8 protein-coding genes are annotated in these 11162 nt (G+C 71.1%); 3 read left to right on the top strand and 5 right to left on the bottom strand.

The window, feature by feature from the left end:
- The coding region (locus ABZU43_RS20265) for an Ig-like domain-containing protein (protein ID WP_355008024.1) at window positions 1–1296 on the bottom strand (1296 nt) is incomplete at its 3' end.
- Window positions 1297–1936: 640 nt separating this feature from the next.
- Between ABZU43_RS20265 and ABZU43_RS20260 the strand changes: the two genes are divergently transcribed.
- Complete coding sequence (locus tag ABZU43_RS20260) at window positions 1937–2902, top strand: sugar phosphate isomerase/epimerase (RefSeq protein ID WP_355008023.1); 966 nt, start codon at window positions 1937–1939, stop codon at window positions 2900–2902.
- Between the two features lie 23 nt (window positions 2903–2925).
- The gene (locus ABZU43_RS20255) at window positions 2926–5025 is read left to right on the top strand and encodes a PQQ-dependent sugar dehydrogenase (protein WP_355008022.1); all 2100 of its coding nucleotides are present in this window, start codon (window positions 2926–2928) and stop codon (window positions 5023–5025) included.
- Window positions 5026–5143: 118 nt separating this feature from the next.
- Here the strand turns inward: ABZU43_RS20255 and ABZU43_RS20250 are convergent, their stop codons facing one another.
- From ABZU43_RS20250 to pdhA, 4 genes are all read right to left on the bottom strand, one after another.
- A complete protein-coding gene (locus ABZU43_RS20250; RefSeq protein WP_355008038.1) occupies window positions 5144–6823 on the bottom strand; it encodes a right-handed parallel beta-helix repeat-containing protein in 1680 nt (559 codons plus the stop codon).
- A gap of 205 nt (window positions 6824–7028) precedes the next feature.
- Complete coding sequence (locus tag ABZU43_RS20245) at window positions 7029–8393, bottom strand: dihydrolipoamide acetyltransferase family protein (RefSeq protein ID WP_355008037.1); 1365 nt, start codon at window positions 8391–8393, stop codon at window positions 7029–7031.
- On the bottom strand, window positions 8378–9382 hold the full coding sequence (locus tag ABZU43_RS20240) for an alpha-ketoacid dehydrogenase subunit beta (protein ID WP_181539337.1): 1005 nt from the start codon (window positions 9380–9382) through the stop codon (window positions 8378–8380). The genes ABZU43_RS20245 and ABZU43_RS20240 overlap by 16 nt, the downstream gene beginning before the upstream one ends.
- Window positions 9379–10578, bottom strand: a complete 1200-nt coding sequence (gene pdhA, locus ABZU43_RS20235) for a pyruvate dehydrogenase (acetyl-transferring) E1 component subunit alpha (RefSeq protein ID WP_355008036.1) — start codon at window positions 10576–10578, stop codon at window positions 9379–9381. Before pdhA ends, ABZU43_RS20240 begins: the two co-directional genes overlap by 4 nt.
- Before the next feature lie 135 nt (window positions 10579–10713).
- Between pdhA and ABZU43_RS20230 the strand changes: the two genes are divergently transcribed.
- The gene (locus tag ABZU43_RS20230) at window positions 10714–11157 is read left to right on the top strand and encodes an Lrp/AsnC family transcriptional regulator (protein ID WP_355008035.1); all 444 of its coding nucleotides are present in this window, start codon (window positions 10714–10716) and stop codon (window positions 11155–11157) included.
- The last annotated feature ends 5 nt before the right edge of the window (window positions 11158–11162 follow it).

Below are 11162 nucleotides of genomic sequence, written 5' to 3'. Positions count from 1 at the left end.
CGGCGGCGGCGGCAGGGTGGTGACGGTGACTGGTGCGGACAGCGCGGACAGCAGTCCGACCTCGTCGCGGGCCCGCACCACGAAGGTGTACGTGGCGACCGGCGCGGGCTTGAGCCCGGGTGGCACCGGCAGGGCGCTGCCCTTGGCGAACTCGTCCCAGCTCACGTTCCACGCGGTCCAGCCGTTGCCCGGCTGCAACTCCACCTCGGTGCCCTTGACGGTGACCAGGTCACCGACCTGCGTCACCCCCATCAACCAGTCGGCCGCGGTGGCGGAGACGTTCGCGCAACCGTGCGAGACGTTGGTGTTGCCCTGGTCCCCCTCCGACCAGGGCGCGGAGTGGATGAACTCGCCGCCCCAGGTGTAGCGCTGGGCGTCGTCGACGTCGACCACGTAGCCACCGTTCGGCTCACCCCGGGTGTCGAAGGTGACCCGCTCGTGCTTTTCCATGATCACCATCTTGCCGCTGGAACTCGGCGTGCTCGGCTTACCCAGGCTCACCGGGATCCGGCGGACCTGCTTGCCGTCGCGCAGGACGGTCATCTGCTTGGTGGCGTTGTCGATCTCCAGCGAGACCTGACGTCCGATCTTGGAGGTCGCGGTCCGCTCGGCGTCGCCGACAAGGTTCTTTCCGATCGGCAGACCCTCCAGACCGGCCCGGACACTGATGGTGGTCCCCGGCTTCCAGAAATCGGGGGCCCGGTAATAGACCTGACTTCCATCCTCAAGCCACGACCAGGCACCCGGTTGCGGCGGATTCGTCTTTACGAACAACCGCCGCTGGACATCCGCCCTGGCCTCTTTCGGAATTCCTGGGTCGAAGGCCACCGTTACCGGCATCGCCGTGCCGTACGTCCGATTGCCGTTGAAATAGAGGGTGCTGGTGATCTGCGGCTTGGTCGACTTGGCCATCGTCGTGAACGTGGTGGTGCGGGTGGTGGTGGCACCGGAGTCACCGGTCGCGGTCACCTCCGCGGTGTAGGTCCGTCGTGGTTGCAGCGGGGCGCTCGGCACCCAGCCGGAGCCGTCCTCGCGCGGTTCGGCGTTGACCTGCTTGCCCTTGTCGTCGGTGAGCCGTACGCCGGTGACCCGTCCATCCTTGACCACGGTGCCCACCTCGGCGCTGACCGGGACGTCCCGGGCCTTGTCCCCCGGCGTCACGGCGAGTTCCGGTGGGGCGGCGTGCCTCTTGGCCGAGCCGGTCGCCGAACCCCGGTCGGCGGTGCACGCACCCAGGACGAGTGGTGCCGCTGCGATGGTTACCGCCAACAGCGTCAATCGCCGCCTAGACGTCATGTTTCAGTCCCCCCGTTTTTCGACTTCCCTCCGCCACATTCTTGCCCGCTTGACGGGACCATTCGCGGCATTCGGAAATAATTGGCGGCGCATTTATCGACCCATTTTCCAACAATGCTCCGCTTGGCCCAAACAGGGGTTCAACCGACCCGTGTCATGCGCTTTGCTCCGCTTGAGCGACGCAACGTCGACTGTCCGAATGGCGAGCGGAGGCGGCGGCCACCGTCGACCGGCGGCTCATGATCGACTCGGCTTCAAGGAAGTTGGGGCATCCCGGCCGCCCCGACACCGCGACTTCCATGAACCCCACGGGAAGTAGAAGGTCAGGCCCGGTGGCGCACCTCGTGGGCGGACTTTTGTCAGTTGAAGCGAAACTTCCGGCGAACGCGACAAAGCTTTGCCTTCGTCCGGAGGCAAGGGTAAGGTCTGGATCTAGATAGAGGGTTGCCCATTCGTCGATCAACTTGCCGCCACCTCTGCCGGGTCGCCGCGTTCCGCTCCCGATGGGTCCGGGCCGCACCCGCGCCGTCCCTCACCGTCCAGCCGGAGCCCGCCTCCGGCCGGTTCGGCGCGCCCGGCGGACGGCAGTCAGGTCGACCGCCGCCGACGGCGTCCCAGCCGTCAGGAAGGGACCACCACCATGGATCAACAACTCAACCGACCGGGGCCCACACCGGCGTCCGAGCCGGTCAGCCGGCGGGGAGTGCTGCGCGCAGCGACCGTCTCCGCGGCCGCTGTCGGCGCCGCCGGTCTGCTCGGCGGCCCAGCCGTCGCCGCGCCCGCCGCAACCACCGGGCAGGCCCAGGGTCGCCGCCGGGTGCCGGTGGACCGGATCAGCATTCAGCTCTACACGCTGCGTGATCAGCTCGCCGCCGACCTGCCCGGCACCCTGGACGCGCTGCGTCGCATCGGCTACCGGCGAGTGGAGCACGCCGGTTTCGTCGGACGCACCGCCGCACAGTTCCGGGCCGCGCTCGACGAGGCCGGGCTGCGTTCCACCTCCGGTCACGTCGGCATCCCGCAGCCGTTCGACGCCGCCACCTGGGAGCAGGCTCTCGCCGACGCCAACGTGGTGGGCTGCAAGAAGATCGTCCACCCGTACTTCGGTCGGGACGCGAGCGGTCAGCCAATCCGGGACCCCGCCGTCTACCGGGCCCTGGCTCGGGACCTGAACCGCGCCGGTCGGCTCGCCGAACGCGCAGGGCTGGACTTCGGCTACCACAACCACCAGCTCGAGTTCGTGCCGCTGACCGGCGGTTCGACCGGGTTCGACATCCTCAGCTCGCAGACCGATTCCCGGCTGGTGCACTTCGAGCTCGACCTCTACTGGACCTGGCGGGGCGCCCACGACCCGGTCGACGTGATCCGTGCCAACCGCGGCCGGATCCGCCAGGTGCACGTCAAGGACCTCGACGTCGAGGGTGGTTTCGCCGACCTCGGCGACGGCGTCATCGATTTCGGCCGCATCTTCGCCCACGAGCGGGAAGCCGGCATCGAGGAGTACATCGTGGAGCGCGACGACGCGGGCACCGCGCCGCGCTCCCCCGCCGACGCCCTGGACACCGCTCGCGTCGGCTTCGACTATCTCGCTTCACTTCGGTACTGAAACCACCCCGGGGGACTCACCTGATGAACAGGACCGCATTCGCGTCCGCCCTGCTGTTGGTGACGGCCGGTCTGGCCGTACCACCGTCGGCAGCGTCCGCAGCGCCAGCCGCGCCGCCGGACAGCAGCTTCCAGAAAGTGACACTGAACGACTTCCCGGGCGAGCCGATGAGCCTCGCCGTCCTGCCCGACCTGCGGGTGCTGCACACCTCCCGTACCGGTGAGGTCCGCATCCACGACCCGCGCACCGGGCTGAACACCATCGCCGCCGACATTCCGGTGTACGAGCACGACGAGGAGGGGTTGCAGGGCGTCGCCATCGACCCGAACTTCGCCCAGAACAAGTGGGTGTACCTCTACTACTCGCCGCCGATGGACACGCCGGTGGATGACCCGGCGACTCCCGGCGTCAACGAGGGGGACGCGCCGGAGACCGGCACCGAGGCGGACTGGCAGCGCTTCAAGGGCGCGCTGCGGCTGTCCCGGTTCAAGCTGGACGGGCAGAAGCTGAACCTCGCCAGCGAGCAGCAGATCATCGACGTGCCCACCGACCGGGGCATCTGCTGCCACGTCGGCGGCCAGATCGACTTCGACAGCAAGGGCAACCTGTACCTGTCGACGGGTGACGACACCAACCCGTTCGCCTCCGACGGCTACATCCCGATCGACGAGCGGGCCGACCGCAACCCGGCGTACGACGCCCAGCGCACCTCGGCCAACACCAACGACCTGCGCGGCAAGCTGCTGCGGATCAAGGTCAAGGCCGGTGGTGGTTACACGGTGCCGGCCGGCAACCTGTTCAAGGCCGGCACGGCGCAGACCCGCCCCGAGATCTACGCGATGGGGCTGCGCAACGCGTTCCGGTTCTCCGTCGACAAGCGGACCGATGACGTGTACGTGGGCGACTACTCCCCGGACGCGTCCAACCCGGACCCCGAGCGCGGGCCGGCCGGGCACGGTCGGTGGATGCGCGTCGACAAGCCGGCGAACTACGGCTGGCCGTACTGCGTGACGCCGACGATCGCCTACCGCGACTACGACTTCGCCACCGGTGAGTCCGGCGCCACGTTCAACTGCAAGCGCCCGGTCAACGACTCACCGCACAACACCGGCAAGCGCGTGCTGCCGCCGGTCGAGCAGCCGGAGGTCTGGTACGCGGCCGCCCCCTCGGCCGAGTTCCCGCAGCTGGGCTCCGGCGGCATCTCTCCGATGGGTGGTCCGGCGTACGAGTACGACGGGACCAGCACGTCGCGCACCCGCTGGCCGGCCTACTACGACGGGGTGCCGCTGTTCTACGAGTGGTCCCGCGACTACATCAAGGAGTTCCGCCTCGACGAGGACGGCGATGTCGACGACATCCGTCCGGTGGCGCCGTCGCTGGTCGTGGACAACCCGATGGACATGGAGTTCGGCCCGGACGGCGCGCTCTACGTCCTGGAGTACGGCGACGGTTACTTCGCTGAGAACCCGGACGCGCAGCTGTCCCGGATCGACTTCGTGCGGGGCAACCGGACGCCGATCCCGAAGATCAGTGGCACCCCGACCGTTGGGCAGGCCCCGCTGACCGTCGCGTTCTCCAGCGCCGGCACGACCGACCCGGACGGTGACAAGCTCAGCTACGCGTGGGACTTCAACGCGGACGGCTCGGTGGACAGCACCGCTCCGAACGCGAGCTGGACGTTCCCGGAGAACGGCTCGTACACGCCGACGTTGAAGGTCACCGACCGCACCGGACGGTCCGCCTCGGCGTCCCTGCCGCTGGTGGTCGGGCCGACCGCGCCGGTCATCGAGTTCGTCGCCCCGGAGGCCGGGCAGCCGTTCCAGTTCGGGCAGACCGTCGCGTACGAGGTGAAGGTCACCGACGACCTGCCGGTGGACTGCTCCCGGGTGAAGGTCACCTACGTGCTCGGGCACGATGAGCACGGGCACCCGCTGTCCACCTCGACGGGTTGCTCCGGAAGCATCCCCACCTTCCTCGACGGTGGGCACAGCGGCGCGGACAACCTGACCGCGGTGTTCGTCGCGGAGTACACCGACGCCCCGACCGACCCGGGCGTACCCCCGCAGTCCGCTTCGGCGACTGTGGTGCTGGACCCGACCCCGGTTGCCGGTCTGGCCGGCTGATCGGTTTCACCACGACAGTGGCGGCGGCCGGATCCTTCCGGCCGCCGCCGCACGTCGTTCAACGTCCGGATCTCGCCGTCACCGTGGCCCTGGCGTCCCGACGGCGACCAACGTCGGGTCAGCTCCAGTCGCTGTCCACGTGGTTGTCCCGCCACCGTCCGCCCACCGGCGGGGTGTCCAGTCGCATGCCCTCGTCGGCGTTGCCGGCCAGGTCGTTGTCCTCGACCCGGCAGTCCACGCAACTGCCCCGATCGGTGATCCACAGCCCGTGCGTCTGGGTCGGGTTGTCGTGGTTGTCCCACACCCGGTTGCCCCGGATGGTGGCCGAGTCGAACGGCGCGTCGACGGTGATACCGGCCCGCAGCTTCGGTGCGGCGGCCAGCTCGTATCCGCATCCCGGCGGTGGTACGTCCCCGCTCCACGCGCTGAACGCGTCCGGGCGGACCGGGGCGAGGGTCAGTTCGTCGCCGGTGTTGGAGGCCACCATGGCCACTGCCTTACCGACCCGCAGGACCTTGCCCCGGTGCCCGTCGTGCGGCCAGTTGGCCGACCGGTCCACCAGGGACCGCTCGCTGTAGCGGACGGTGTCACCGGTACCTCCGGTGCCCTCGCCGTACTGCCGTCCGTTGTTGCGGATCCGGTTGTTGAGCAGCACCGCGTCGGTCATCTGGTGGTCGATCCGGATCGCGTCGAGGCCGTTGCCCCAGAATTCGTTGCTCTCGATCACCACGTCCCGGATCGAGCCCCGGTAGCCGCGCCCGAGGTCGTGCGAGTGATAACCGTGCCGGCCGTTGCCGCTGATCCGGTTGCCTCGGACGGTGTACGGGCCAGGGCTGTTACCGATGCTGACCCCGTCGTACATGTTGCCGTCGATGACGCAGTCGGTGAGCAGCCCACCCCGGCCGGCCACCGACGAGGTGCCCTGCGCCGACACGTCGAACCCGGTCTCCAGGTTTCCGGTCATGGTGCAGGCGGAGACGATCAGGCCGTCGGCGCCCCAGTCGGAGATGCCGAAGCGGTTGCCCTGACTGTGGCAGCCGACGATGCGGTAGCCGCGTGGCGGCGCCCAGTAGTCCTTCTGCAGCTCCAGGAAGATTCCGTTGGTGCCGTTTGCCAGGGCGGTGCAGTTGGCGATGGTCAGCCGCTCCACCGCTCCCCAGCCGCCGATACCGATCCCGATGCCGGCGCCACCCATTTGCTCGCCGTTGTCCAGTCGGCCACAGCCGACCACCACCACGCCGTCGATCAGGGAGTCCTGGAGGAAGTCGCAGCCCAGCCCGGTGGCGGCGGTGTGGTGGATGTAGAGGTTGCGGAAGACGCCCCGCACCACGTACTGGAGGCCGAGGCCCTTGGCCAGGTAGTTGTACTCGGCCATGGCGACGCCGGAGCCGTCGATCTGGAAGTCGGAGAAGGTGCAGTCGGCGATGTGCCGGTCCCGGTCGGCGCCGTGCTGCACGGTGGTCCAGAAGGCCAACGGGGTGGGGTCGGCCCGGTTGCCCTCGTTGCTGAGCATGAACCGGGTCGCCGCCGGGCCGGCCCCGATCAGCGACACACCGCTGCGCCACACGGTGCCCGCGTCCCGGATCGAGTAGATGCCCGGCGGGCAGTAGATGACCCGGGCCCGTCCGTCCGAGGCGTACCCGGCGCCGAGGCGGTCCACGAGGGCGGCCAGCGCCGGCTGGTCGTTGGTCGCGCCGTCACCGGTGAGCCCGTACTCCAGCGCGTCGCAGTACAGCGGCGCGCCGGCCGAGGCGGGCCGTCGTACCCGGACCGAGTTCAACAGCAGCTCGTTCGCCACGGCCACGGCGGGCTCCCTTCGACGCGTGCGGTGCGTTCCGGCGGGGCCGACTTCCCGGTGAGGCCGCCGGGAAACCCCGACCCGATGACGCCCCCGGCCCGATGACGCCGCCAGGGAGCCCCGGCCCGATGACGCCGCCGGGGAGCCCTGGGCGTGCGCCGGCCCCGGCGCCGCACGGGCGGCACCGGGGCCGAGGGGGTACGCGTCAGACGGCGGCGATCAGCAGCGCCGGTCGCTCCACGCAGTCGGCGACGTGCCGCAGGAAGCCGCCGGCCACCCCGCCGTCGCAGACCCGATGGTCGAAGGTGAGGCTGAGCTGGGTCACCTTGCGGACGGCGAGCTGCCCGTCGACCACCCACGGCTTGTCCACGATCCGCCCGACCCCGAGCAGGGCCGCCTCGGGGTGGTTGATGATCGGCGTGGAGCCGTCGACACCGAACACCCCGTAGTTGTTCAGGGTGAAGGTGCCACCGGTCAGCCGGGCCGGGGGCAGGCTGCCGGCCCGCGCGGCGGCCGTGGTGGCCGCCAGTTCGGCGGCCAGCTCGGCGGTGGTGAGCCGCTGGGCGTCGCGCAGCACCGGCACCAGGAGCCCCCGGTCGGTCTGCGCGGCGATGCCGAGGTGCACCCCGGCGGACTGGACGATGCGCTGCGCCTCGGTGTCGACCCGGGCGTTGAGCTGCGGGAACCGGCGTAGTCCGCTGAGGCAGATCCGGGCCAGCAGGGCCAGGATGCTCACCGGCGCGTCGGGCGTCGCGGCGTTGATCGCGGCGCGGGTCTCCAACAGACCGGTGGCGTCCACGTCGACCCAGATGGTCACCTCCGGGATCTCCCGCCGGCTGCGGGAGAGCTTGTCGGCGATCACCTTGCGGACGCCGGTGAGCGGGACGATGACGTCGCCGTCCCCCGCCGGGGCCGACCCGACCTGCGGGTCCGGCACGGCGGCGAGCCGGGTGGCGGGCGCGGTCAGCGCGGCCTCCACGTCGGCGCGGCGGATCACACCTCCGGGTCCGGTGCCCCGCACCGTGTCGAGGTCCACGCCGTGCTCGCGGGCCAGCCGCCGCACGATCGGCGAGATGACCAGGGCGGCGGGGGGCGCTGCCGGGTCGCGCGACATGGCGCCGGAAGCCGCGCCGGTGCCGCCGGTCGGGCCGGCGTCAGCCGGTTCGGGGGCCACCGCCAGGCGGGGCCGACGCCGACGGCGGGTGGCGGTGCCGTGGCCGGTGCCGTACCCGATCAGCACGTTGCCCGAGCCGGCCCGTTCCTCCTCGCGGTAGGTGGCGTGCCCGGCGGGCTCGTCGCCCCCGTCCAGCGGCGCGATGGTGATCAACGGCTGGCCGACCGGGCGTACCTCACCGGCCGCGCCGTGCAGGGTGACCACCCGGCCGGCGTACGGGCAGGGCACGTCGACGACGGCCTTGGCGGTCTCCACCTCGACCACGCTCTGGTCGACGGTGACCACGTCACCCACGGCGACCCGCCACTCGACGATCTCGGCCTCGCTCAGACCTTCGCCCAGGTCGGGCAGGAGGAAGACCTGCGTCCGTTCGACGATGGTCATGCCGCCGCCCAACGCGCGTCCGGCTGGTCGTCCCACTGAAGGCGGGCGACCGCGTCGAGCACCCGGTCCACGCCGGGCAGGTGGGTGTGCTCCAGCATCGGCGCCGGGTAGGGGATGTCCAGCCCGGCGACCCGCAGCACCGGGGCGTGCAGCGCGTGGAAGCAGCGCTCCTGCACCCGGGCGGCGATCTCCGCGCCGACGCCCGCGAAGCCGGGCGCCTCCTGGATCACCACGCACCGGCCGGTACGCCGGACCGAGGCGGTGATGGTCTCGTCGTCGAACGGCACGATGGTGCGCACGTCGACGACCTCCAGGTCCCACCCCTCCTCCCGGGCGGCCTCGGCGGCCTCCAGCGCGACCGGCACCGCCGGTCCGTACGCCACCAGGGTGGCGTCGCGTCCGGGCCGGCGCACGACGGCCCGGCCGAACGGCTCGTTGCGGGTCGGCAGGGACGCCTCGGCGCTGGCGAAGTAGAGCTTCTTGGGCTCCATGAAGACCACCGGGTCGGGGTCCTCGATGGCCTCGCGCAGCAGCGAGTACGCGTCGTCGACGGTCGCCGGGGTGACCACCTTCAGTCCGGGGGTGTGCGCGTAGTACGCCTCGGACGAGTCGCAGTGATGCTCGACCCCGCCGATTCCGCCCGCGTACGGCACGCGGATGACGATCGGCACGCTCAGCGCGCCCCGGGTGCGGTTGCGCAGCTTCGCCACGTGGGAGGCGATCTGCTCGAACGCCGGGTACGCGAACGCGTCGAACTGCATCTCGACCACCGGGCGCAGGCCGGACATGGCCATGCCGACGGCGAAGCCGACGATGCCGGCCTCGGCGAGGGGGGTGTCGAAGCAGCGGTTCTCGCCGAAGCGGGCCTGGAGGCCGTCGGTGATCCGGAAGACGCCGCCGAGCGCGCCGACGTCCTCACCGAAGACGACGACCCGGTCGTCGGCGGCGAGCGCGTCGGCGAGCGCGGTGTTGAGCGCCTTCGCCATGGTGGTGGCCATCAGGCGTCGCCCTCCTCGGCGTGCGCGGCGGCCAGCTCGGCGCGGACCTGCTCACGCTGTTCGACAAGCTGCGGGGTGGGCTCGGCGTAGACGTGGTCGAAGAGGCTCAGCGGATCGACTGTGGGCTGCTCGTTCATCCGGGTCCGCAGGTCCGCCGCGTACGCCTCGGCCTGCTCGGCGATCTCGGCGACGGCCGCGTCGTCGAGCACTCCGCGGGCGCGCAGGTAGGTCTCCAGGCGGGCGACCGGGTCCCGGTCCCGCCAGGCGTCGACCTCGGCGCCGTCGCGGTAGCGACTGGCGTCGTCGGCGTTGGTGTGCGGCTCCATCCGGTAGGTGTGCGCCTCGACCAGGAACGGTCCCTTGCCGGCCCGGGCGTGGGCGACCGCGCGGGTGAGCACGGCGAGCACCGCCACCGGGTCGTTGCCGTCGACCTGCTCACTGGGTACGCCGTAGCCGACGCCCTTGTAGGCCAGCGACGGCGCGGCGGTCTGCCGGGACAGCGGGACGCTGATCGCGTACCTGTTGTTCTGCACGAAGTAGACCACCGGCGCCTTGAACACGGCGGCGAAGTTGATCCCCTCGTGGAAGTCGCCCTCGCTGGTGGCGCCGTCACCGATGAAGGCCAGCGCCACGGTGTCGCGGCCCTGGTACGCCTCGCCGTGCGCCAGGCCGGCGGCGTGCACGCACTGGGTGGCGAGGGGGGTGCACTGCGGCGCGGTGTGCACCTCGGTCGGGTCGTAGCCGCAGTGCCAGTCGCCGCGCAGCAGGGTGAGCACCTCGACGGGGTCGATGCCTCGGGCAACCAGCGCCATCGACTCGCGGTACGTGGGGAAGACCCAGTCGGTGTCGCGGACCGCGAGGACCGCGCCGACCTGGCACGCCTCCTGGCCCCGCGAGGACGGGTAGACGGCCAGCCGACCCTGCTTGGTCAGGGCGGTCGCCTGGGTGTCGAAGCGGCGGCCGAGCACCATCCGGCGGTACAGCTCGCGCAGCACCTCGGCGGGTGGTTCGGGGTAGTCGGCGCGGGCGGGCAGCGGCGTGCCGTTCTCGGCGAGCAGGCGGACCGGCTCGGCGTCCGGTAGCAACGAGCGCGCCGGGTCGGGCGGGGTGACCGTTCGACGGGTGCGCGGGGATGCCCTGCGGACCGCCTGGGGAGTGGTCGTCACGGCGGAACCTCCTGGGACGTGTGGTGAGCCTATGCTTCCGCTTGTGGATGATTGACTCAAGATCGACACAGAAGGCGGGACGGTTGGCATGCGGAGGGCGTACCAGTGAGCCAGGAGACCGCCGACGAAGCAGGCCGGGGCGCGGGATCGGGACGATCGGCCCGAGCGTTGGACGAGGTCGACCGGCGGATCCTCGACGAGCTGGTCCGCGACGGTCGGACGTCGGTGCGTACCCTCGCCGAGCGGATCCACATCTCCCGCACCAACGCGTACGCGCGGGTGGAGCGGTTGCTGCGCGACGGGGTGATCACCGGGTTCCGGGCCCAGGTGGCGCCCGAGGCGGCCGGGCTGGGCACCTCGGCCTACATCGCCCTGACCATCGAGCAGAACACCTGGCGGGAGGTGTCGGCCGAGCTGGCCCAGGTGCGCTACATCGAGCACGCCGCGTTGCTCGGCGGTGACCACGACGTGCTCGCGCTGGTGCGCGCGCCGGACAACGCCGCGCTGCGCGACGTGGTGCTGGGTCGGGTGCAGAGCATTCCGGGGGTGCTGTCCACCCGCACCTGGCTGGTCTTCGAGGAGTTCGACGGGGTTGGCAGCCCCTGGGCGTGACCGCC

This window comes from Micromonospora sp. NPDC005205 (assembly GCF_040608275.1).
GTDB lineage: Bacteria > Actinomycetota > Actinomycetes > Mycobacteriales > Micromonosporaceae > Micromonospora.
Note: the sequence above shows the minus strand (reverse complement) of the source record. Positions and strands in the feature narration are given on the sequence as shown.

Coding starts and splice junctions, on each gene's coding strand:
- ABZU43_RS20255 (WP_355008022.1), top strand. CDS start 2,926: ATGAACAGGACCGCATTCGCGTCCGCCCTGCTGTTGGTGACGGCCGGT.
- ABZU43_RS20260 (WP_355008023.1), top strand. CDS start 1,937: ATGGATCAACAACTCAACCGACCGGGGCCCACACCGGCGTCCGAGCCG.